20 protein-coding genes and 2 tRNA genes are annotated in these 23,826 nt (G+C 51.6%); 13 read left to right on the forward strand and 9 right to left on the reverse strand.

Features of this window, described 5'->3' with window-relative positions:
- Positions 1-47 precede the first annotated feature (47 nt).
- The 5 genes from AC16KF_RS10725 to AC16KF_RS10745 all read left to right on the forward strand — a co-directional run bounded on the left by AC16KF_RS10725 (position 48) and on the right by AC16KF_RS10745 (position 5,344).
- Complete coding sequence (locus tag AC16KF_RS10725; protein ID WP_484037310.1) at positions 48-512, forward strand: NYN domain-containing protein; 465 nt, start codon at positions 48-50, stop codon at positions 510-512.
- A gap of 406 nt (positions 513-918) precedes the next feature.
- Complete coding sequence (locus tag AC16KF_RS10730; protein ID WP_484037311.1) at positions 919-1,935, forward strand: histone deacetylase family protein; 1,017 nt, start codon at positions 919-921, stop codon at positions 1,933-1,935.
- A gap of 80 nt (positions 1,936-2,015) precedes the next feature.
- Positions 2,016-3,095 carry a zinc ribbon domain-containing protein gene (locus AC16KF_RS10735; RefSeq protein WP_484037312.1) on the forward strand — a complete coding sequence of 360 codons (1,080 nt, stop codon included), beginning with the start codon at positions 2,016-2,018 and terminating at the stop codon, positions 3,093-3,095.
- 171 nt (positions 3,096-3,266) lie between these two features.
- Entirely contained in the window at positions 3,267-3,839 is a 573-nt protein-coding gene (locus AC16KF_RS10740; protein WP_484037313.1) for an SHOCT domain-containing protein, read from the forward strand.
- 293 nt (positions 3,840-4,132) lie between these two features.
- On the forward strand, positions 4,133-5,344 hold the full coding sequence (locus AC16KF_RS10745; RefSeq protein WP_484037314.1) for a TIGR03862 family flavoprotein: 1,212 nt from the start codon (positions 4,133-4,135) through the stop codon (positions 5,342-5,344).
- Between the two features lie 34 nt (positions 5,345-5,378).
- Here AC16KF_RS10745 and AC16KF_RS10750 read toward each other — a convergent pair whose 3' ends face one another.
- Positions 5,379-6,923 carry an HAL/PAL/TAL family ammonia-lyase gene (locus tag AC16KF_RS10750; protein ID WP_484037315.1) on the reverse strand — a complete coding sequence of 515 codons (1,545 nt, stop codon included), beginning with the start codon at positions 6,921-6,923 and terminating at the stop codon, positions 5,379-5,381.
- Positions 6,924-7,173: 250 nt separating this feature from the next.
- On the opposite strand from AC16KF_RS10750, the gene nirK reads away from it, so the two are divergent.
- The 7 genes from nirK (at position 7,174) to AC16KF_RS10785 (ending at position 13,356) form a co-directional block, all read left to right on the forward strand.
- A complete protein-coding gene (gene nirK, locus AC16KF_RS10755) occupies positions 7,174-8,394 on the forward strand; it encodes a copper-containing nitrite reductase (protein ID WP_484037316.1) in 1,221 nt (406 codons plus the stop codon).
- A 254-nt stretch (positions 8,395-8,648) separates the two neighbouring features.
- Positions 8,649-9,752, forward strand: coding sequence for a hypothetical protein (locus AC16KF_RS10760; protein WP_484037317.1), 1,104 nt, complete (start codon positions 8,649-8,651; stop codon positions 9,750-9,752).
- Positions 9,752-10,159 carry a hypothetical protein gene (locus tag AC16KF_RS10765; RefSeq protein WP_484037318.1) on the forward strand — a complete coding sequence of 136 codons (408 nt, stop codon included), beginning with the start codon at positions 9,752-9,754 and terminating at the stop codon, positions 10,157-10,159. The genes AC16KF_RS10760 and AC16KF_RS10765 overlap by 1 nt, the downstream gene beginning before the upstream one ends.
- Entirely contained in the window at positions 10,160-10,576 is a 417-nt protein-coding gene (locus AC16KF_RS10770; protein ID WP_484037319.1) for a hypothetical protein, read from the forward strand.
- Between the two features lie 85 nt (positions 10,577-10,661).
- Positions 10,662-11,456, forward strand: a complete 795-nt coding sequence (locus AC16KF_RS10775; RefSeq protein WP_484037320.1) for an intradiol ring-cleavage dioxygenase — start codon at positions 10,662-10,664, stop codon at positions 11,454-11,456.
- Between the two features lie 199 nt (positions 11,457-11,655).
- Positions 11,656-12,576: a class I SAM-dependent methyltransferase gene (locus AC16KF_RS10780; protein WP_484037321.1), complete on the forward strand. Its 921-nt coding sequence runs from the start codon at positions 11,656-11,658 to the stop codon at positions 12,574-12,576.
- Between the two features lie 39 nt (positions 12,577-12,615).
- Positions 12,616-13,356, forward strand: a complete 741-nt coding sequence (locus tag AC16KF_RS10785) for a PIG-L deacetylase family protein (protein WP_484037322.1) — start codon at positions 12,616-12,618, stop codon at positions 13,354-13,356.
- Positions 13,357-13,544: 188 nt separating this feature from the next.
- On the opposite strand, the gene AC16KF_RS10790 is transcribed toward AC16KF_RS10785, so the two are convergent.
- Positions 13,545-14,246 carry a diacylglycerol/polyprenol kinase family protein gene (locus tag AC16KF_RS10790; RefSeq protein ID WP_484037323.1) on the reverse strand — a complete coding sequence of 234 codons (702 nt, stop codon included), beginning with the start codon at positions 14,244-14,246 and terminating at the stop codon, positions 13,545-13,547.
- A 162-nt stretch (positions 14,247-14,408) separates the two neighbouring features.
- Between AC16KF_RS10790 and AC16KF_RS10795 the strand changes: the two genes are divergently transcribed.
- The gene (locus AC16KF_RS10795) at positions 14,409-15,518 is read left to right on the forward strand and encodes an acyltransferase family protein (RefSeq protein ID WP_484037324.1); all 1,110 of its coding nucleotides are present in this window, start codon (positions 14,409-14,411) and stop codon (positions 15,516-15,518) included.
- On the opposite strand, the gene AC16KF_RS10800 is transcribed toward AC16KF_RS10795, so the two are convergent.
- The 7 genes from AC16KF_RS10800 to AC16KF_RS10830 form a co-directional block, all read right to left on the reverse strand.
- Positions 15,504-16,625 (reverse strand): DegT/DnrJ/EryC1/StrS family aminotransferase, encoded by a 1,122-nt coding sequence (locus tag AC16KF_RS10800; protein WP_484037325.1) that lies wholly within the window; start codon positions 16,623-16,625, stop codon positions 15,504-15,506. The two genes, AC16KF_RS10795 and AC16KF_RS10800, sit on opposite strands and share 15 nt — an antisense overlap.
- Positions 16,622-17,548, reverse strand: a complete 927-nt coding sequence (locus AC16KF_RS10805; protein ID WP_484037326.1) for a WxcM-like domain-containing protein — start codon at positions 17,546-17,548, stop codon at positions 16,622-16,624. The genes AC16KF_RS10800 and AC16KF_RS10805 overlap by 4 nt, the downstream gene beginning before the upstream one ends.
- A gap of 128 nt (positions 17,549-17,676) precedes the next feature.
- Positions 17,677-18,630: a glycosyltransferase family 2 protein gene (locus tag AC16KF_RS10810; protein WP_484037327.1), complete on the reverse strand. Its 954-nt coding sequence runs from the start codon at positions 18,628-18,630 to the stop codon at positions 17,677-17,679.
- Between the two features lie 108 nt (positions 18,631-18,738).
- Positions 18,739-18,811 (reverse strand) — tRNA-Ile (locus AC16KF_RS10815).
- Positions 18,812-18,904: 93 nt separating this feature from the next.
- Positions 18,905-18,976, reverse strand: a tRNA-Gly gene (locus AC16KF_RS10820).
- A gap of 164 nt (positions 18,977-19,140) precedes the next feature.
- On the reverse strand, positions 19,141-21,183 hold the full coding sequence (locus AC16KF_RS10825; protein ID WP_484037328.1) for a hypothetical protein: 2,043 nt from the start codon (positions 21,181-21,183) through the stop codon (positions 19,141-19,143).
- Between the two features lie 25 nt (positions 21,184-21,208).
- Positions 21,209-23,659, reverse strand: coding sequence for a hypothetical protein (locus AC16KF_RS10830; protein WP_484037329.1), 2,451 nt, complete (start codon positions 23,657-23,659; stop codon positions 21,209-21,211).
- Between the last annotated feature and the right edge of the window lie 167 nt (positions 23,660-23,826).

Genomic DNA, 23,826 nt, shown 5'->3' on the forward strand with positions numbered 1-23,826 from the left:
TCCCGCAGGTTTTGGAAAAATAAAAACCTGCGGGACGATCTCTTCTCATGCCATATCTCATTGACGGGCACAACCTCATTCCCAAACTCGGATTGCGACTCGATTCTCTGGACGATGAAATGGAGTTGATCGCCATCTTGCAGGAATTCTGCCGCCTCGAACGCCGTCAAGTGGAAGTCTACTTTGACGGAGCGCCTCTTTCTCGGACGGTAAAGCTGGGCGCCGTTACTCAGCATTTCTCGCCCGTCGGCAGTCCCGCCGACAACGCCATCCGCAAGCGGTTGAAGAGTCTCGGCAAAGCCGCCAAAAATTGGACCGTCGTTTCCTCCGACCGCGAAGTGCAATCCAATGCGCGGGCAATGCAAGCGGAGGTTATTTCATCGGATGAATTTGCGAAGACTCTCAACAAGGTGAGGAATTCTCCGCGCGTGGCAAAAGGCGAGAGAGTTATTTCAGAAAAAGAAGTGGAAGAATGGATGAAAGAGTTTGGGGGGAAAAGAGCAGACGATTAGAGAATTAGAGGATTTGAGGATTTGAGTAACGCGACCCTTCGATAAACTCAGGACAGGCATTCATGTCGCTTTTGACCGAGGACAGCCTAATGAAGAAACACTGTACAATCCCGAAGGGATGGAAGGATGATAGGGAAAGAGTAATATGAATTCAAATCCCGAAGGGATGATATACCATTGTGTCTATGACACCCCTTCGGGGTTAATTTTTGTTCCCGCAAAATCTATAATCAGTAGATCACGAAAACAAGTTCTTGACGCAGTTGCACTGCGTCAAGACAGGCGGCAGTACAACTGTCGCCTCAACTTTCGTGAAGTATTGATAATCATTTGACCCGTTTCGACAGGCTCAACGCACCGCCTTCGGGGTCAAGGTCGCATAATTAACTAAGACTATAATTCACTCATGTCCACCGTGTACACATTTGTCCCCTCGCCGAATCATTTGTACCCCGATCATCCCGAAAGACCGGGGCGGTTGGATATTTTGCAACCCCGCTTGGATTCATTTTCCGCAGCGCGAATCGATGCGACGCCAGCGACACGCGAGGAAGTTGCGCGAGTCCACAACCCGGAACTTATTTCGGCGCTGGAAAAGGTCTGCCGGGAGGACGCGCCTGCCATCATTGATTACGCGCCTACGTATGTAACTCCATCTTCCTTCGACGATGCTTTGCTCGCGGCGGGCGGAGTTCTTGCTTGCGCGCGGGCGGTAATCAACGGCGAGGCCGACAACGCCTTCGCCATCGTCCGACCGCCGGGGCATCACGCGGAACCCGATCGCGCGATGGGATTTTGTTTATTCAACAATGTCGCCATCGGCGCGATGGACGCGCTCGCACATGGCATGGATCGCGCGCTAATCCTTGACTACGACGCGCATCATGGCAACGGGACGCAAGCCGCATTTTTGAACGAGGAACGCGTCGCATTTTTATCGGCGCATCAATTTCAGCCGGGGTTTTACCCGGGCACGGGCGCGTTGAAGGAAGCGGCGCACGCAAAGAAACGAATCGTCAACGTGCCGTTGCCTGCCCGCGCGGGGGATAAAGTCTACGAAGAAGTTGCGGATAAAATTTTCAAGCCGTTCGTGGAGTCGTTCAAGCCGCAGATGATTTTTGTCTCCGTTGGGTTCGACGCGCATTGGAACGACCCGATCACGTCGCTGGGGCTGTCAACGAATGGATATTTGATGCTGGCGCAAAAGTGCGTCGCGCTGGCGGAGGAATTCTGCGGTGGCAAAATCGTTTTCGTGCTGGAAGGCGGCTACGACCCGGTCAATGTGGCGGAGGGGGCTGAGGCAACCATCCACGCGCTGACCAAGTCGCCCCGTCGGAATGAAGCGAGTGATCCCAGTCCGCACCGGGAACCGGATTGCGAATCCCGAATCGAAGAGATACGAAAGTGGCATGGATTTTCGTGAGACGCGTTTTATAATAGAGAAGAGAACCTTCTCACCACGAAGGACACAAAGGTCACGAAGGATTTTTTAAAGGAGCGATGATGGCTCGAAGACGTACGGTTGGTTATGTTCAAAATGAATGGGTATGCCCGAATTGCCAAACGCGCAACAAGGGCGGCGAGAAGACGTGCGAAAATTGCGGCGCGCCGCAACCCGAGAATGTGCAATTTCAATTGCCGTCGGAACAAAAATTTGTGACCGATGAAAGTGCGGTGAAAGCCGCACAATCAGGCGCGGACATCCACTGCGGATTCTGCGGGACGCGCAACCCTGCCACTGCCGTGACTTGCTCGCAATGCGGCGCGGACTTGAAAGAGGGCAAAGCCCGCGAGGCGGGGCGCGTGATGCAACAACCCGCCGCGCAACCAAAAATTGTGAAGTGCGATAACTGCGGAACGGATAACCCAAGCAGTAACTCGGTCTGCTCGAATTGCGGATCGCCACTGCCCAAACTGACACCGGCTCAACCGGTGATGAATGCTCCGCAAACTCGAAGCGGACTCTCCCCCGCCGCGCCGTTGACCGGGAAAAAGTCATCGCGCGCGCCGTGGATCATCGCGGCGGCGGTGCTGGGATGTTTGGCGATCATTTGCGTTGGCGTGTTAGTCTTCTTCGTCTTTCCCACTTCGTCGGTACAAGCCACAGTGACGGATGTGTACTGGCAGACTTCGGTCCCTGTGCAGGAAGTTCAGCCGGTGCATTACAACAATGAACGCGGTAATGCGCCTTCCGACGCGTACAATGTTTCATGTCACGATGAAAGCCGCGATGTCTGCGAACAAAAGACAGTTGACAAAGGCAACGGCTACTCGGAAGTTGTGGAGGAATGTCACACCGAGACGGAAACATATTGTTCGTATACCGTTGACGAATGGACGACGATCCAAACGTACACGCTCGATGGGCATAACCTGCAACCGGTCTATGAAAGTCCAAACGTTTCCTCTGATCAACGCTTGGGAGACACATCCGAAACGCTGACCGTGTATTTTCTAACCGATGATGGCTCGCAAGAAACATACACAGCAAGTTCAGTGTCTGAATTTCAGCAATTCACCACCGGAAGCACATGGACGTTGAACATGAATCTCGCGGGCGGCGTGGTAAGCGTGGAGCCGTAGAAAACGAAAACAGGTAAACAAGGAAACACGCACACAGGTAGTTTGTGTGCGTGTTTTGATTCATTCTGAAGCGTATGCGTCTACGTCTCTCACATCACATACAGATGTGTGACTTTTCGAGCATACGCGGAAAATCAAAAAGGAATATACTCATCCTCAAGGAGTCTATCAATGAAAAATAATTGGATGGGTATATCTTTGCTCTTTATCTGGTGTCTCTTCATGGGCGTCACCGCCATCTCGATCGGATTCGGCGCGGTCTTTCCCTCCATGAACCGCATCGCCAAGCCGTTCATTTGTCCGCGCGGAGAAATGCAGTTGGTAACGCAGGATTACCATCCCTCGCCGGTGGAGACGGTCACAACGCTGACGTGGTATTGCGTGGACAACACTACCGGAGAAAAGGTCGAGTTGGGTCTCTTCCCCATGAGTTTGTATGCCGGGTTGATCTATGGCTTTTTGCTTTTCCTCGTTATTTATGCGGGCTGGAAGATATGGATGTACAAGCTTGCTTCTCGCGTCTTGCCAATTCAGGACGATATGACACCCAAGCCCAATTGGGAGCTCGACCTGGCTGAACAAATTCACCAAACCAATTTGGAATTCAAAGATCGAGGCGCGAGGACCAAATCGTCGTTGAATGCGTTGGATCGCATGAAGGAATTGAAGGGCATGCGCGATGCGAATCTGATCAGCGAAGCGGAGTATGAACAAAAGCGCGTTGAGATCCTAAAGGAGATGTGAATCGGTCGTAGATAAAAGACTTTATCGGTAATAGGCCTAAGTTCTTTTGTAGGACGCGGATAAACGCCGATGAACGCTGATAAAGAAGAAAAAATCCGCGTTTTCCGCGTCAATCCGCGTCCGAAAAATTATTTCCGATAACGTCTAAAGAATGAATCTCGCGGATGGTATTCTCAGCGTGGAGCCGTAGAAGGATTTACGGAAACAAATACACAAGAAAACACGTACACGGGTTATCGGTGTGCGTGTTTTGATTCAGCGCAAATTCGGGAGATTGTCTTTATAATGACCCCATGCAAAAATCAGTAGCGATCATCGGCGGCGGACCGGCGGGCTTGATGGCGGCGGAGGTCATTTGCGCGCGCGGCGTACAAGTGGATGTGTACGATTCCATGCCGTCTGTTGGGCGCAAATTTTTGATGGCGGGCAAAAGCGGGTTGAACATCACACATTCCGATCCGTTCGAGGTGTTCGTTGCAAGATATGACAACCGCCGCAAAGAGATCGAACCTCTGCTAAAACAATTCGGCGCGGACGAACTCCGCGCATGGGTGCATGGATTGGGCATCGAAACTTTCGTCGGGACTTCGGGGCGCGTCTTTCCCAAAGGGATGAAGGCGAGTCCGCTGTTGCGGGCGTGGCTGAGACGATTAACCGATTCAGGCGCGACGTTTCACCTGCGTCACCAGTGGACAGGTTTTCTACCCGACGGGTCTCTACGCTTCGTCACGCCCAATGGAGATGCGCATGTCAAAGCGGATGCGACAGTCCTTGCCCTCGGCGGCGGGAGTTGGCGCCGACTCGGTTCAGATAGCGCGTGGGTTGACTGGTTGAAACAGGCTGGGGCGGAGGTCGAACCGTTGTCTCCATCCAATTGCGGATTCGATGTGGAGTGGAGTCCGCATTTTCGAGAGAAGTTCGAAGGGCATCCGATCAAATCGGTTATTTTATCGTTTGGCGAGTTTCGTCAACAAGGCGAGTTCATCGTGACAAAAGAAGGCGTGGAGGGCGGGTTGATCTACAGCGCGTCGACATTCATCCGCGATGAAATTTATGCGAGAGGCAAAGCGACCGTTCTGTTAGACCTACAACCCGACCGCACACTGGAATGGTTGACAGAAAAATTATCGCGTCCGCGCGGGTCGAGGTCACTGGCAAGTTATTTGGAAAAAACGCTGGGAATCAAGGGGGTGAAGGCGGGATTACTGCGCGAGTTCGTATCGAAAGAGGACTTCTCAGACGCGAAACGACTCGCGGGATTCATCCAAGCCTTGCCCGTGCCGTTCGTCGCTCCGCGCCCATTGGATGAGGCGATTAGCACGGCGGGCGGCGTGACGTTTGACGCGCTCGATGAAAACCTGATGTTGAAGAATTTGCCCGGCGTTTTCTGCGCCGGTGAAATGCTCGATTGGGAAGCGCCAACCGGTGGATATTTGCTGACGGCATGTTTCTCCAGCGGCTACGCGGCGGGGAACGGGGTGTTGAACTATTTGTCTGAAAAGTGACGGTCACCTTGAAAGTGACAGTCACTTTGTTTCACTATCCCAACTCCCCCACCGTCTTCTCCACCTCCGCCAAAATCTCCCCCGACTTCACCAACTTCTTCATCGCGTTGTGATCGTTGTACAACGGACGATCCACTTCGAGATGCTCCACGTATTTGCGGATGATTTCGCGCGCGCGTTTCGTTCCATGCCCCGGCAGGAACTGACGGAAATCCATGGCTTGCGCCGCCGCCATGAATTCGATTCCTAAAACTCCGTAAGCGTTGTCTAGAATTTGTTCGTTCTTCAAGGCAGTGTTCATACCCATCGAAACGAAGTCTTCCTGATCCGCCGCGGCAGGGATGGATTGAACGCTCGCGGGCGCGGATAAGATTCTCTGTTCAACGATCAAATGGTCGGCGGTGTATTGGCTGAGCATCATCCCGGAGTAGAAGCCCGGCTCGTGGGCGAGGAAATCAGGCAGTCCCTGCGAAAGAGCGGGATTCGTCAGGCGATTGAGTCTCCGCTCCGATAACACGCACACCATCGTGATCGCCGCGCCTGCCATATCCATCGGAAGCGAAACGGGACTCCCTTGAAAGTTCGCGCCGGTGAGAGTCAATTTCTCTTCGGGGATAAAGATCGGATTGTCGCCGACGCCGTTCAACTCGACCTCCACTTGCGAACGCGCATACGCAATCGCATCACGCGCTGCGCCGATCACTTGCGGGGTCGAACGCATCGAGTACGCGTCCTGCACTTTCGTTTTCATCTTGCCCGATTTCAAGTCAGATCCTTCCAACACTTTCATCAAATTTTTTGCAGACGTGATCGCGCCGCTGAACCCGCGCAGTTCGTGAAGTTTTGTGTTGTATGGTTTGAGGTTGCCGAGTAACGCTTCGATCGTCATTGCCGCGGCGATCTCGGCTTGCTTGATGAATCGTTCCATCTCGTAGATGTGCAACGCGGAGATGGCGGTCAACACATTGGAGCCGTTGATCGCGGCGAGTCCGTCGCGCGCTTGCAGACCCGGGACTTTGATTCCCGCCCGCCGCATCGCTTCGGACCCTGAGAGTCGCTCGCCGCCTGCCCCGGCACCGTCGGGGTCGTAAAACGCTTCGCCCTCCCCCATCAACAACAGCGCGGCTTGCGCCATCGGAGCAAGGTCGCCGCTCGCGCCAACGGAACCTTTCGTGCAGACCACCGGCGTCACGCCTTTGTTCAGCATTTCGACGAAGGTCAGCGTGATCTCAGGCCGGCACCCAGAATTCCCGTGCGCGTGAACGTTGATCCGCCCCGCCAATGCCGCACGGACGAAGGGAATCGGAAGCGGATCGCCGATCCCTGCCGCGTGGTTGTAGATCAAATATTTTTGGAACTCTTTCACCTGATCGTCATTGAGAATCTTTTCTGAAAACTCGCCGATGCCGGTGTTCGTGCCGTACATGATCTCTTTCTTGGCGAGTTTCTCCTCCAGCATGGCGCGGCAGACTTTGACCCGTTCGAGCGCTTCGGGGGCTAGTTCAACTTCTTCGTTATCTCGCGCGATAGCAACAAGTTTTTCAATGGTGAGGGACGATCCGTTCAAGGCAATAGTCATGAAGACTCTCCTAAGCGTGGAATAAGCGTATTTTACCCCTGACAAAGCAAATCATCGAATTCTCTCCTGCTCTCAGGTTGAACATCAAGCCGTACGCTAAAATATGACAAATATCATCCAAATTATGACAAAATCGGTTACAATTAGTGAAGATTATCACTATCTAGAAAATTGCGCCTGCATACAATCAGCGCAAGAAACAAGCAATTCATAGATAGCCGGGCGAAATAGCCCGATAAAGGAGACAAACATGGAAATACTCTCATACCTTTGGCAATACATTGTGGAAGCCTTCGGGCTGATTATTGCCTACGTGTTCGCGGCAATCTTTATCTTTTTGATGCTCCGCCGCGCTCATTCGCGCAAGATCACCGCGGCATTGGTCGCCATCTTCATCGGTGTTTCGATCGCGTTCTATGTGCCGCACGGAATGCCGGACGAACTGGCATACCCCCTCTCTCTCCGCGCGTTCGGACCGGGCGAAGCCCCCAATCTGCCGTTCGAAAACGTCTATCACTTTTTCAGGAACTTCAATAACTTTGCCCGGGTGGAGAATATCTCCCGCGATCCAAACGATGTGCCGCCTTCTGTAGTATACGGGGAGAACGGCATGATCGAGGTGAACCTCACCACCACCGAGGTCATCGCGGAATTGGCTGACGGCGCCACAATGAACTATTGGACGTTCGACAATGCCGTGCCGGGTCCGTTCATCCGCGGAAAGGTGGGAGACACCGTCCACCTAACAATTCACAACGACCCAACCAGCCTGCACCCACATAACGTAGATTTCCATGCCGCCACAGGTCCCGGCGGAGGCGCGGCGGCTACCATCGTTGCCCCCGGAGATTCCAAAGAAATCACATTCAAACTGCTCTACCCCGGTATCTACGTCTACCACTGCGCGTTCGGCAACGCCGGCCTGCACATGACGCATGGCATGTATGGGTTGATCCTCGTCGAACCCGAAGGCGGTCTGCCTCCTGTAGACAAGGAATTCTATATCATGCAAGGCGAGTTTTACACCGAAGGCGCGCTTGGTCGTCAGGGTTTGCAACTATTCGATACGGAAGGTTATCTCGATGGCAAACCGCAATATATTGTCTTCAATGGCAAGACCGGCGCATTAGCAGATAACATGAGCGCCGAAGTCGGCGACACGGTGCGCTTCTACGTAGGCAACGGCGGCGTAAATCTTGTCTCCAGTTTCCACGTGATCGGCGAAATCTTCGACCGGGTCTATCGCGAGGGCGACCTGATCAGCCCACCCGCAGAGGGACTGCAAACCACGCTGATCCCCGCAGGCGGCGCGGTGATGATCGAATTCAAGGTGGATTTCCCCGGCAACTATGTGCTCGTCGACCACGCGCTTGCTCGCGTAGACCGAGGCGCCTGGGGCGTGCTCCACGTCACAGGAGAAGCAGACCCGGAAATTTTCGATGGCACGGTTGAATCCGGCGGAGGACATTAGATTTTTGGGTTGACCCATTTCCAAAATTCCATATCATTAACGGAGACCTCTGGGTCTCCGTTATTTATTTCCAAACCACCGGACTGATTACCTTACAGAATGCGTTTGGACGCAGACCTTTGCACCGCCCGCACGGGCAGGTGAAAACGCTGATTTCACTGATTCCAAAGGGAGAAAATCTGCGTTTTCAGCGTGAATCAGCGTCCCAATTTTGAAAGTGTAAGGTAATCAAACCACAGGATGAAACAGCCTCAATGAAACTTCAAACCCGCTTCATTCCCTTCCTCGCGCTTGCCATCCTTGCCCTGCTGTTCGCCATGTGGGCGGGCTTATTGCGTTTAGGCTGGGCGCTCCCCACCCTCCCCACCCTCGCGCTCGCGCACGGACCGCTCATGATCTCCGGTTTCCTCGGCGTATTAATCCCGCTCGAACGCGCGGTCGCCATCAACTCACCCCGCAACGAATACGCGGGGCTTCCGCTTCGCTCCAGAAAATGGATGTTCGCCGCGCCTCTCGCCTGCGGGGTTGGCTGGGTCAGCCTCCTGTTTGCGCCGCCTCTCGGCGGCATCTTGATGACCCTCGGCAGTGTTGTCGCGCTTTTCATCCTGATCGTGATGGTGCGGCGCGAACCCGTCATCCACACCATCACCATGGCGGTCGGCATGGCGGCTTGGGTAATCGGCAACATCTTATGGATCTCTGGATTTCCCATCTACCAACTCGCGCATTGGTGGATCTGCTATCTCATCTTGACGATCGGCGGAGAACGGCTCGAACTCAGCCGCGTCCTGCGTCCCACGCGCGGGCAGATTCAAATCTTCGGCGTTCTCGCCCTCGCCCTTCTCGCCGGCACGGTCCTTTCCATGTTCAACGCAAACTGGGGCGCGCGCCTCAGCGGACTCGTCATGTTGGCGCTGTCGCTATGGTTTCTCAAGAACGATCTCGCCGCGCGAAACATCCGTCACCCCATCCCGTTGACTCGTTACATCGCCTTTTGCCTCTTCAGCGGATTCATCTGGATGGGCATCGGGGGGATACTCCAATTAATGTATGGCGCAACCTACGCGGGTCCGCTATACGACGCGGTCTTGCACACGGTCTTTGTCGGCTTCGTGATGTCCATGATCTTCGGTCACGCGCCGATCATCTTCCCCGCCATCCTAGGCGCGCCGATCAATTTTTATCCCGCTTTTTATGGTCATCTCGCGCTTCTACATCTTTCCCTGCTCCTGCGCGTGACAGGCGACCTGACCAATCAAGTGGAGATCCGCAAATTTGGCGGGTTGCTCAATGAAGTCGCCATCCTGATGTTTCTAGGCATGACCGTGTATTCCGTTCTCAACAGGAAAAGCGCCTAATGCCAACCCTTACCCGATGGTTCTTGAAAGCCGCCCTCTTGTATTTGCTCTTCGCGCTCGTCGCGGGAATACTTCTGGCGTTACCGTTAAGAAATCCCCTTACCGGGTTTTTCCCCGCCTACTTTCACATGCTCACCTTCGGCTGGCTCACGCAATTGATCTTCGGCGTGGCTTTTTGGATGTTCCCCAAATTCAACCTTGCGAAACCGCGCGGGCACGAATGGCTGGGCTGGGCAACCTTCATCACGTTCAACGCGGGCCTGGTTTTGCGGATTGTCGCCGAACCGATCAACGCCGCCGCCCCCTCCGCGTTGACCGGCTGGACGTTGGTCGCCTCCGCTCTTTTGCAATGGCTCGCCGGCGTCGGCTTTGCCATCAACACCTGGACCCGCGTCAAGGAACGATAGATGCCCCGCCTGAGCGTTTACTTTATTCGCGCATCGCTGATCTATGCCGTGCTGGGGTTTACCGTTGGCGGGCTGTTGCTGGCAAATAAGGGAATTATGTACCTGCCAGCGCTTTGGAATTTATTGCCTCTGCATATCGAATTCGCGTTCATGGGCTGGATGGCGCAATTAGCCATGGGCATGGTCTTCTGGATCGCGCCCCGTTTTTCAAGCGACTCTCCGCGTGGAAACGAAAAACTAAGTTGGGCGGCATTTATGTTATTGAATAGCGGCATACTTCTCGCGGCTGGGCAGAGTCTGCTGGCGGCGACCGGGCTTGTCTTCGCGGGAAGAATCTTGGAATTGCTTGGGCTGGCGGCATTCGCGGCTGGGAATTGGAAGCGCATCAAACCGCTCGAAACCGCGCCGCGGTCGTGACGCCCGCGCGAAATCTACATGGATGTTTTTCATCCTGTTCTAAAATCTTCTGTGTATGATACTGCGAAATATAAAAGGAGATTTCATGGATAACGACGACAAACCCGTAGGATTGATCCTCAGCCGAAGAGATATGCTCAAGTTGTTGGGCGTGGGAGGCGCGGCATTTCTTGCGTCGTGCGCGGCTCCTCAACTGACAAGCACCTTGTTCCCCGCGTTGACTTCAACAGTCGCGCCAACTACGCAAAACTTGCCTGCAACTGCCGAGGCGCTTTCCTGTGTGGTACGCCCCGAGTTAACACTTGGACCGTATTTCGTGGATAAGCAATTGAATCGTTCCGACATCCGCGCTGAACCTTCGGATAATTCGGTAAAGGAAGGCGCGCCCCTGACGCTGGCAATTGGCGTGTACGATGTGTCGCAAAACAGTTGCAACCCTATTGAAAGCGCTCAGGTGGACATCTGGCACTGCGACGCGGCTGGCGTGTATTCGGGCGTAACAGATCGGGCATTCAACACCGTCGGTCAAAAATTTTTGCGCGGCTATCAACTGACGGACGCCACAGGCAAGGCGCAGTTCCTCACCATTTATCCGGGCTGGTATTCAGGCAGAACGGTTCACATCCACTTTATGATCCGCGCGACGGGCGCAAACGGGAACGCGTATGAGTTCGTATCGCAGTTCTTCTTCGACGAATCGCTTTCAGATCAAGTGTATTCCGCGCAACCCTACGCGGCGAGAGGGCAACGCAACACGTTCAACGCCTCCGATGGCATCTTCAACAACGGCGGCGACCAGTTATTGCTCGACATCGCAGGCGATCACACAAACGGTTATGCGGCGACGATCAACATCGGGCTCGATCTCACCCATACATAACGATCTAATGGTCGTAACGCGAGATTTATCTCGCGTTTTAGGCTGTTCCGCCGCAAGAGCGGCATACATGTCGCATTACGAGAGCCGCCTTGACTTCAACTGCGTAACAGCAGTTATTAATTTCCCGACCCCAAAACCGCTGGATCAACAGTTTGAGTTTGAACTGTCGTCTCCAGCATTTCGGTTACAATCGCTCCCTATGACCATGGAAAACATAGACGCGCTGAAGAAGAATCCGCGTGAGGGCGGGCGTTTGGCATACAAGTTGAAAAATGCGAATGTCTTCGTTTCAAAAAACGGATTCCATTTCATTGATTATCTCGACCCTGTGGAAGACATCCCGCCTGAGGTCGACGCCTCCCAACTGACCGATGAAGTTGCCGCGTACATCGAGACGCAGTTACAAGCGAACGCGAAAAAATTCGATACCCAGGCGAACATCGTCAAAGCGCACCTCCCCCTCCAAGATGCCAAAGTACTCGACATCGGTTGCGGCGGCGGATTATTTCTCTCATTGTTGAAACAACAAGGCGCGGAGGTGATCGGAATCGAACTCAGCGACAGCCGCGCGCGCTATGCCAAAGTCAAACACGGACTCGTTATAGAGAAACATCCGATAGAAAATGAGTATTGGCAATCTGGCTACGCGACTCACTTCGACGCGGTCACGTTGTGGGATGTGATCGAACATGTGAATTATCCGTTGCAGACGTTGCAATCCGCGGCGAGGGTGTTGAAGCAGGGAGGCTTGTTGCTGATCGATACTCCCTGCCGCGATAGTTTTTATCACCGTTTCGGCGCGTTGACGTACCGTCTCAGCGGCGGCAGGTTTCCGACATTTTTGAACGCGATGTACTCGTCGCATTTGTTCGGGCACAAGCAGATCTTTTCGACAAGCGAAATGAAGCGGTTGTTTGAGTCCGTTGGGTTTGAAGTGATCGACTTGCATAAATTCCACGAGTTGTCTTTCCCGTACGAATTTTATTTGAAGAAATTATTCAAGTCGCAATTGCTTGTCAATGTAATATTGCCGTTCGTAAAATTGTTTTTCAAAGTGTTCAAGATACAAAATAAGATGTTGGTGGTTGGAAAGAAGCGCTTCGACTACGGGTCTCGCTAACGCTCGACCCTCCGCTCAGCGCGAATCACAGGAGAACTTATGCCAGAAGAGTACACACCAAGAATCGCAATGACCATCCAAGCGCACCCCGACGACCAGGAGTTCGGCATCGGCGGCACGCTGGCGAAATGGGCAAAGGCGGGATGTGAAATTATTTGCGTTGTCATCACCAGCGGCGATTCAGGGTCGAACGATCCCGCGAAGGATGGACGTCACAAAAATGAACTCGCTGAACTGCGCGAAAAGGAACAACTCGCGGCATGCGCCGTGCTTGGAGTCAAAGAGACGATTTTCATGCGCTACCCCGATGGGGAATTGGAGCCGACGATGCAACTCCGCAAGGACCTGACGCGCCTCATCCGCCAATTCAAGCCTGATACAGTCCTCTGCGGCAACCCCGAAGCGTGGTTTTACGGCAATGAATATATCAACCACCCCGATCATCGCGCCTCGGCGGAGGCGGCAACGACGGCAGTCTTCCCGTCGGCGGGGAGTCGGCTGATGTTCACGGACCTGCTCGAAGCGGGGTATGAACCACATGAGGTGAAGCGCTTATACGTCCACGGCTCGGAAAAGTCGGACACGTGGGTTGACATCACCGAGACGTTGGAACTGAAGATCAAAGCGTTGCAACAACACGCGAGTCAAATTCCCGTTGATGAAGTCGGCAAATGGATAACAGATTGGGCGGCGGAGGAAGCGAAAGACAAAGGCATGAAGTATGCCGAGAGTTATCGCGTGATGATTTTGAAAAAGGATGAGGAAGAGCAGGTTGGTTGAAACATGACTCACCCTGAATTAAATCTTTCGAGCTTTTAGCCACGGATTTCACGAATTTACACGAAAAAAGCCGACCAGTTTCAATTTGGTCGGCTTTAGTCTTTCTCAACTCGAGACAGAAAAATTAAAATCCGCGAGAATCCGTGTAATCTGTGGCTGATTCCTTAAGCTTGGGAGTAATTATGTTGCTAGAATACGAGTTGTCCGATGAACGCGCAAGCGAGAGCGATGGTAATGTTGTCAATATCTTTGAACGGAAGCGACTCGATCAGCGTTGCCGCTAACGCTACAAGAGCAACAGGGATAACAAAGCGCGTGGTGGGTCCGCTGAACGCGCCCAGCCACACGTAAATTGTGAAGATGAACATGGTCAACAGCCAGCCGCCGAGGAAAACGCTGAGGGAGCCGGCAACGCTTTTTTCGCGCGACCAGAACCACTTCGGAGAATTGACGCGGCGCCCCACGATGTCGGCGATCCCGTCGCCGCCGCAGAGGATCATCAAGGCGGGGATGCCGATGAGCGAATCCTTCCAGTAGATCAACGTCATGGCGACAAACACGATCCCATAAAATAGCGGACCGCGCAAGATCTCGCGCGGATCGCCCGTCCGCGACATGGCTTTAACCGCGGCTTCGTCTTTGATGATGCCCAAGCCGACCAGCGCGAATTGAAGTGTGATGACCAGCGGCACGAGCGCGGCAAGCCAGCGAGAGATGGACACATCGGTAAACATGAGCCAGCACAAGACAAAGATGGGACCCGTGCCGATGTGGATGAGTTTTCGACTCAACCGGCTTTCGATCACGCCGCGATGGGCGAGAAAATCCATGAGGCGGAGGAAGGCGATGGCAATGGCAAAGGTAAGAAGAGTGGCAATATAAGGCGACATGATTCCTCGGGGTTGAAACCATGATAACATATCGGGCGTTCTGTGTGAAAAAACTTATCCTTTCGGATTTACGCAGTTGAACCTGTTGCGCCGTAGTTGCACTGCGGCGGCGGCAGTACAACTGCCCGCCAACTGCGTAAGCGATGTCCTTATGAAATGCCAATGAAAAAAAGCGGATTTTATATTCCCGAACTCGACAGCCTGCGTTTTTTTGCCTTCTTGTTGGTGCTTATCCATCACGCGGGATACTCAGCCCTTATTCCATCCTGGGAGGTCGTTGCAAAGTACGGTTGGATGGGCGTTGATCTGTTTCTATGCCTCTCCGCTTTTTTATTCTCGCGGTTGTTGTATGCAGAATACCAAGCGACAGGAACCGTAACGGTCAAGAATTTTTATATCCGCCGCGCATTCCGCATCTGGCCCCTGTATGTGTTGTTCTTCCTTATCGCAGTCACATTGACGGTTCAACAGGAGGGGTGGAGCAACTCGTTGACCACGCGCGCGCTGGGAATGTTGACCTTTACCGACAACTTCATGGCGGCGCGTTGGGGATACAACAACGCAATCCTCTACTCAAATCACCTATGGACTATTTCATACGAAGAACAGGTCTATTTATTCATCCCGTGGGTCTTGCTATTTTTATATCGTCGAAAGACGTCTGTCGCAGGTTTGATTCTGCTGGGCATGGGTTTGCTCGGGACGTTCATCCGCGCCTTCATGATCTATCGCGGCACGAACCATCCCGATATTTGGGTGTTGCCGTTTTCCCATTTTGATTCCGTACTTGGGGGAATCGTCATCGGGCTTGGCGTACTCGATAAGCCGTTGAAGAAAATCCCGAATCTCATCTGGCTGGCGCTCGGCATCCTCGCGCTGTGGCAGGTAACACAGCTGCCTAATGTGACAAAGATTCAATGGGACTTGATGCTAACCTATCCGCTCGTGGGAATCGGCACATCGCTCATCATCCATTCGCTGACGCAAGGAAATCTTTGGGCGCTCTCGCCCCTGCTCAGGGTCAAGCCGCTCGCCTACCTTGGAAAGATATCGTATGGGTTATATGTGTATCACAAGTTGGGGATTTATCTTGCTTATCAAGTTATCAAACAGAACATAGACCCGTCCAGCGATCTTCCGTATCGTGTCGCCGGGCTATTGCTTTCGTTTCTGATCACGGTGATTATGTCTGTCATCTCATACGAAGCATTTGAGAAGTTCTTCTTGCGGATGAAAGACCGCTTTTCCATCGTCAAGTCACGACCTGCTTGAGAGGCAAAACTCCCTGATCCGTTCGATCACAACATCGGCTTGTTCTCGTGTCACATGCGGACCGATCGGCAGGCTCAACACAGTGTTTGCAAGTTTTTCTGCAAGAGGAAAATCGCCCGCTTTGTAACCGAGGTCGGCATACGCTTTAGACAGATGCGGCGGGACGGGATAGTGAATCAACGTGTCCACGCCGTGTTCATCAAGATATGATTTGAGTTTATCGCGATTATCGTGGGTAACGACGAAGATGTGCCAGCCATGTTCCGTCTGCGGCGCGGTGATCGGCAAGCCAAGCCCGGGCAGTCCGTTGAGGCGTTCGCAATAGTAACTGGCAAGTTTCGCTCGACGCATATTCCATTCATCGAGATATTTCAACTTCACGCGCAAGAACGCGGCTTGCAATGGGTCGAGCCGCGAGTTATGTCCCCTCACCTCGTTGTAATATTTTTTACGCGATCCGTAATTTCGCAACACGCGAATTTTGTCCGCCAGTTCATCATCGTTGGTGGTTACCGCGCCTGCGTCGCCGAACGCGCCGAGATTCTTTGTGGGATAAAAACTGAACGCGGCGGCAGTGCCTAAATTTCCCGCCATCTTGTCCATGTACTTCACGCCGTGCGCTTGCGCGGAATCTTCCACAATGCGCAGTCCATGTCCCTCGGCAAGTTTCCAAATTTCAGTCATCTCCGTTGGCTGACCATATAGATGCACCGGCATGATCGCCTTCGTCCGCTTGGTGATGGCTTGGGCGATACGCGACGGATCACTGTTGTGAGTCAACGGATTCGGTTCGACGGGAATCGGTGTCGCTCCAGCATAGGAGACCGACAGCCACGACGCGATGTACGTGTTGGACGGCACGATCACTTCATCCCCCGCGCCAATTCCATACGCCATGAAAATTAATTGAAGCGCTTCAAGTCCATTGCCTACACCCACACAATGCTTGACGCCGATACGATCTGCAAATTCCTGCTCGAACGCGCGCACTTCGTCGCTGAGAATATACCAACCCGAATCCATCACGCGCTGATACGCCTGATCGATTTCCTCTCGCAGTTCATCGTACTGCGCTTTCATATCGAGAAAAGGAACGGATGTTTTCATTTGGAAACCGATTCCAAATATTCGTTGTAATTGCGGATGTAATCATCGGCTTTGTACACATCGGAGGCGAACACGAGAAGAGCCGCGTCGGACGTGAATTTGTACTGGGTCGCCCAAACCATCGGCGGGATGTGAAGCCCGAGGGTCGGCTTGTCCAGCCTCACTTCGGCGCGAACGTTTCCGTCATCCAACACAACAGAACACGCGCCTTTGATGCACACAAGAAGTTGATGCAATTCCTTGTGAGCATGTTCGCCGCGCACGTCCTTGCTCGGCACATCGTAGATCATAAAAAAACGGCGCGGCTCGAACGGAAGCAGACCGGGAAATTCAGCAAAGGACAAACTGCCGCGCAGGTCTGTGATCTCGGGCAGGCGAATCAACACACCGCCTTTCACCGGCAGATCCTGATTCCCGCTCGCGGGTTGCGCAAGAGTCTCTTCGGTGTGAAAACTTTCGGTCACATAGTTCACGATCCGCGCGGGGTTGCCCATGACGATTGAGTTCGGAGGAACATCCCTTGTGACCACCGCTCCCGCGCCCACCATCGCATTTTGCCCGATCGTGATGCCGGGCAAGATGGTCGCATTCGCGCCGATCGAAGCGCCTTTTTGAACGACGATTCTGGAAAATTCCTGCGGATATTTTTTACTGCGGGGAAACGGATCATTCGTGAACGTGGCGTTCGGTCCCACGAACACATCGTCTTCCAGGCGGATGCCGTCCCATAACTGCACGCCGCATTTGACCGTGACTCGATCCCCAACCACCACGTCATTTTCAATGAAGACATGGTCGCAAATGTTACAGTCTTCGCCGATCACCGCGCCGGGTAACACGTGGGCAAACGCCCACACGCGCGTCGCTTTTCCGACCTGCGTGGACTCAACAATTGAATTCGGATGTGAAAAAAAATCAGCCATTCAATCTCCGTTATTTTTGGAGTGGCGGCTTTGGCGCGTGAAGCCACAGAGCGCACAGAGATTTTGAGATTTTTTCTCTATGATCTCTGTGGCGAAGAAGCCTTTTGCGCACAGGTTTCGCCACTTTCTTATTTTTCAGAGTCTGCCTGTTGAGGTTCTTGATAAATTTCGTCAATCACAAATTGAGGTCGCCGGCGGACTTCGTCGAGTGTGCGCCACAGGTATTCGCCTAACACGCCGAGCATTGCCATTTGCAAACCCGAGTTAAACGCCAGCGCGACAACAATCGGCACATAGCCTTTGACCTCGATCCCGTAAAAATACCAGTAAAACAAAACGTAGCCGCCATAGATGAATGACCCCACCGCCACGAGCAGTCCCAGCGCGGAAAGGATGCGGATCGGGACAAAGGAAAAAGCCACAAAAGTATCAATGAAAAGTTTGACTTTCTTTGCCAGCGTCCAGCGGGATTTTCCTTTTGTCCTTTGCCTGCGGATGTAGGGAATCATCACAGGTTTATATCCCAGCCAGTAGACGAGGGTCATGATGTTCGTGTTTTTCTCTTGAATGCGGTTGAGGTCGGCAGCCACCTGACGGTCAACGAGGAAAAAGTCAAATCCGCCGTTGGGGTAATCGGCAAGCGCGAACTTTCGGATCAGCGAATAATAGGTATTGGACAACATCTTTTGAACTAGATGCTCCTCCCTATCCTGCCGAACGGCGAAGACGGCTTTGCTCCCCTTTTCCCAGTGAGAGATCATGTCCAGAAATATCTCCGGCGGATCCTGCAAGTCGGCGGAGATCATGCCGACGCAGTCGCCGGTCGCCACCGTGAACCCAGCCTGAATAGCGGACATCGAACCGAAGTTGCGAGTCAACTTGACGACTTTGATTCTCTCCGGGCTCCGGGATTGATAGTCCCGCAGAACGTCAAGCGAGCGATCTCCTGAGCCGTCGTCCACAAAAACAAGTTCGAGAGAATACTCCGCGAGTTTCTCCTCCAAGGAAAGAAGTTGAGGAATGGTATCAGGCAGGTTGGATTCGTTGAAATAGACGGGAATTACGATGGAAATCTTTTTCATGGCAAGCCAAATCTGGTTCTCATGTTAACACAAAATGCCGCCATCCAGCGCGGCACAAATCGTCCATCCATAATCGAAAATCGTCAATCTGAAATCGTAAATTGAAAGTGGGCCCAGTAGGATTCGAACCTACGACCAAGCGATTATGAGTCGCCTGCGCTAACCGCTGCGCCATGGGCCCTCGTTTCAGTGATAAAGTAATCAGTGATCAGCAATCAGCGCAACAGTAATTTCTACTGATAACTGACAAACTGATCACTGCTCACCGAACTTGAGCGGGAGATGGGATTCGAACCCACGAATATCAGCTTGGAAGGCTGATGCCTTACCACTTGGCGACTCCCGCGTGCGAGCGAGATTTTACCACATTCAAAAACGCAGTCACACTTATTATCCAGAGGAGAAGATCGAATCAAAATATGGCGCCACAATAATCGAACAAAAGCGACATCGCCACCCCAAGGCGGTAATCACTGGAAGCAACAGCTAAACGGATGAGACTTGGAATGGTTACGGGCTGGCGCATTCAAGTTCTATTTCGACCTGCCTGATCGTTTCGTCTCTTTTCACTGAATCGAATGTTGTTTGTTCTATTTCGTTCCAAAGAGGGCAAAGGATAGAACTCATGGCTTTCGAGAGTTTGTTGGCTGATACTGTCAACTCTGCCGCCATCTGCCAATCAGAAAGATGAGCAAAGCCATCAATAAAAGGAATATACTCCACGCCAATTGTCGTTTGCAGATTATTACTAACTGCGCCATTCCACAACGGCTTGATTTCGTCCCATTGTTGATATTGACGCGCTAATTCAGCTTTTTGATAAAAGTAACACCAGGTTTTCTTTCCGCTGTTAAAGATATCGTCTCGCAGGTTTATATTTTGTCTTGTTTCCGGGAGAATTCTATCAACCGCGACCTGTGATGCAATTTCTTTGATGGTCCCCGGATACTGCTTATAATACTGATCTTCAGGAGTAACCAAGTGCAAACAGCGATCGTTTCGTGGGTCATAATAAAAGAACAAACTATCGGATGAATTTCCCTCAAAATAGGTTGTTGCGTGCTCCATTCGCAACGGGCTATTATCCATTCCAGTGGCGGATTCACCCGATACGAAATAATACCAGTACGATAGTCTGTTTTCAGCAGCAACCGGATTTGGTTCATACAATGAATTTACAGCCAGACTAAGGGAGAAATCTCCATAAAACGCAAAGTTAGCCTCCGAGTTGCCAATATCGGGCAGGGAGGGCTGCCAAACAAATAACGCTGTATTCCCTTCTATTCCTGGAGCCCTCCATATCAGTTGCTGAAGAAAGTTAGACTGATACTCCCACACTTTTCTATAGTCATTTGTATATCGAATGTGCCAAGTGATCGCCGCGCCAAGAATCATCAAGATCATGAATTTCTTGTGGTTTTGTTTAGAAACGATTCGTTCGATCACTGCGACGGAAATAAGAGCCGCGCCCGGCAACATGCCCAGGGCTAACCGCGAATTATATGGGGGCTCCGTCCACTGGATTGAATAGGACGCAATATAAAACGGGAGAATTCCAAATAAGAGGCTGGGCAAGCCCAAGAAAACAGCCTGGGTTGACCATTGTTCAGGGTTTTGCGATAAGCGATCAACTTGACGCAGGTACATACTCCCGGCGATCAATATCAGAATCAGCAATAGAATTAAAGCAAGGTTGAAGGGCCGAGCCAGATACATGTATTCTGAACTAAAGGTTTTGTACCAGGAAGTAACAAGCACGATACTTGCATCGGGCAAGAAATTCGCGGTCCATACGAGAATGGTTCTTATGGGATCTGCAAACAGATCGCTCTGAACCTGAAAAGATTTACGCAACGGGGTATAAAAAAAGCCTCTCCATACTACTGCAGAAACAAAAATAGCCCCTGTGGGCACCCATGTTTTGGCGATATGAATGATTTTCTTCCCCGGTCTCTCATCGGAAGGAAGGGCAAGCCAAATCAATGCGGGGCGCATCAACTCAACGAACCATGTATATTCTGACGTAAATATGTGTCCAAGCGCCAACGCAACCGAAATGATCGTAAATATTCGGCTTCTTTTAAGATCCTGGACAGCAAGGATCGTAAACAAGAAAGATAAAAACAATAATACATACCCTAGCCATATTTCATAAAACGAAATCGGGAAAATTTGTAATGTGAAGACCGGGTGAATCGCAAATAAAGCGGAGGCGAAAAAAGTCTGACGGTGGTAATCGGGCCAGATTCGCTTCAGACATAACCAAAAAGAGAGAACTGCTAGCCAGCGCCAGAGTAACGAATAGAGATGCCAGGCAACAGGGTTATAGCCCAACAAGTAGAAACTAGGAATATACGACCATACTGCCTGGGGGTGACCGTCGTAGTTAAATATTTCAGTCAAGCCTTGCGCGCCGCGAGTAGCATAGTAAACAAAATGCCATTCGTCGAATTCATGCCCCAGCCACGGGATCATTAATCCAAACGAAAGGAACAATATGATCAAAAATATGAAGGGCGTTCCCCAAACTACCCACTTATGATTTTCTATCATGAATTAATTCCCATATATAGCGCATTCATTGATCGGTCATTTCATACATTTCGGCGCGACCATCCTTTGTCACAAACACCGCACGCGGAGAAAAGTATCCATCGACTTGTTTGCCTACCATATAGACATCTGACAAGTTGGGGAAATACTCCGGCGAATACTCTAAATTAAAGATCACCAAATAGTGATTGGGACCCGTCAGATAAAATACCAGGCGCGGGGTTTCGCTTATTTCGTAGCCCAACTTTGCCGTTTCAGGCTCTCCATCCCCCGCCGCGTAATATCGAGGGTAAATTGCGCGGCCATACAGCGCGATCTCTCCAGGTTGCGCTGTTGCTCCGATTTGCTCGAGGATTTCTTTTTGTGATTTTGGAGGGTATTTTTGCGGAAAAACAAATTCGGTCGTTGGCGTAAAACCACCTAAAACCAACAGCAACAGAAAACTTCCGATTAAATTTCGACGGGTGAAAGAAGGCAGGGATGGCAAGGATAAGCCAGCGCCGTTCCGCATCGGGAGCCAATACTTCAAACTGTCTTTCCCAATTTTTGTAAAAGAGAGAAGGAGTCCACATAACAACAATATGCCAAAGAATTGGTATAGATGAAAACCCCAATCTACTGGGATAATAAAGCGCGCACCCGAACTAAAGAATAGCGAAGTCCACAAGTTGTAAACAATACCCAGGCAAAGAGGAAATAGCCCGATCAGCCCCAGCCGCCGCCAAGCCGCGGAAAGCCCCAGGGAAAAAAATATAATGTTAATGGCAAGACGCGAGACCCGCTCGCTCGTGAACGGCAAATCCCAAAACGCATGTTGCGGCAAAAATAGTTCGGTTGGGGAAAGCAATTCATCGCGCACCGGGAACGCTAAAAGACTCGTGATCGTATTATCGACAAAATGATCGGCAGCCGTGCCTAAAATATAACCTGGATGCTGCAGAAGGCTCTTGAATGTCATCTGCGTGAGCCGGCTCGAGTACTGCGCGTCATTTTCACCCGGAAGGCGAGGTAGTATTTCGTTGCCCCAACTGCCGCTCCACCGACGCGCCATTGTCATTGTCTGAGATAGCGGATTGTCCAAAACGAAACCGCCAGCGGCTAAATAATTCCGCGCGAACCATGGGGCAACGACTACGCCAAGTCCCGTGACTAATAATAATGTGTTAATGAGCCATTGCTTACGATCAGAAAACATAAGAAACGTTATGGCGATCGCCACAAAAATAAACACAACACTTTGCAACCGAATAAGAACGGCGACTCCGATCACTCCGCCTATCAATGCGGAAAGCCAGACAGGTCTATGGATAGACCGCAGCCAAAGAAACAACAACAACGTAGCCAGGCTGATGAACAGCGCCGTAGGCAATTCCGAGAGAAACAATTTGGAATTTGTAACATTATTGGCAAGTAGAACAGCGCCGTTAGAATTCACGTCGCGGAAGATCGTCAATAGCGAAAGTCCCACGCCCAGGGGCCATCCGCCAATCTCCCTGCCCAACAGGTAGAGTATGACAGGAAAAAACGCAAGTAACAATGACTGAACGAATATGACACGGAGATAACTTTGGTTTCCAAGCAAGTGAAACCAGGTTAACAAAGCGTCGTAAAACGGTCGCGAGGGAATTTCGGGCCAATGAAAGCCGTTCCCGGTCAATGCTGATTGGGCATATTGAGCGTAGAAAAGAGGATCAGAAAAAGGATAAATTTCAAAATTAGGCGCGCGCGGAGGCGTCGCGGTAAAGCCAGGGTTGATAGGCTGGCTCCACCAAATAAACACAGTAAGCGCGTAGATCAACAAAGGCGCCCAAGATATGTTGATCAATAACTTTGCGCGAGATAAATAAGCAATGACTCCAATGATGAATAAAACAAACAGAATTTGCCATTCAAAATAAGGGACCGGTGGTCCGCCTAAGTTATCAATCGGAGTGATACCAACTCCGGTAATAATTATCAGAAAGCCCAAAATGACAAATAGACCAAGCGCGGCGACGAAGCCAATAAAAACAGGGCGCCACAGGTCAAAAATACCTTTAACTTGTTCATATCTGTTCCGCCCGATCAAGAATGCACATTCAAGCCCGCAAAGACCAAACCAGAGTTGTAACGGCTGTATTCTAAGCGCGTAAGCTTCATATCTAGAAGAATGGTGAAGTAAATTAAATAGTTCCAAACTAAGGATCGAAGAAAGCACGACCACAACAGAAGCAACATACAATGCGTCCCAAAACGCCTCGCGCTGTATAATCTTCAACCAGAAAGGCTGCCGCTCCAAAACCTTGTATCTGAGCGACAGTACAGCAAACAACGCCGCAGGGGCGAGCGCGGCGCTCATCAACATCAAGCGCGCGGGGGAAAAACCGAAAAGCGCGGGGTTTTCCGCATCCGTCGGAATCATGACGATCCACAGGAAGGCAATAAATCCCTGTAGACTCCACAAGCCAAACATCAATTTACACTGACGGGCGGACATCAACCTTATCCATTCAAATTATTCGGGTTCTGCGCTACGGAAATTGTCATTTCAGTTCAGGGAGCAATCATCAAGACAACCATTATATACGAATACCATTCACACAACCTCTTCTAACCAACCCGCTCTCCACCTCTCTCATGGATATCTTTGGAATCTATCTTCAA

This window comes from Candidatus Defluviilinea gracilis (assembly GCF_057138825.1).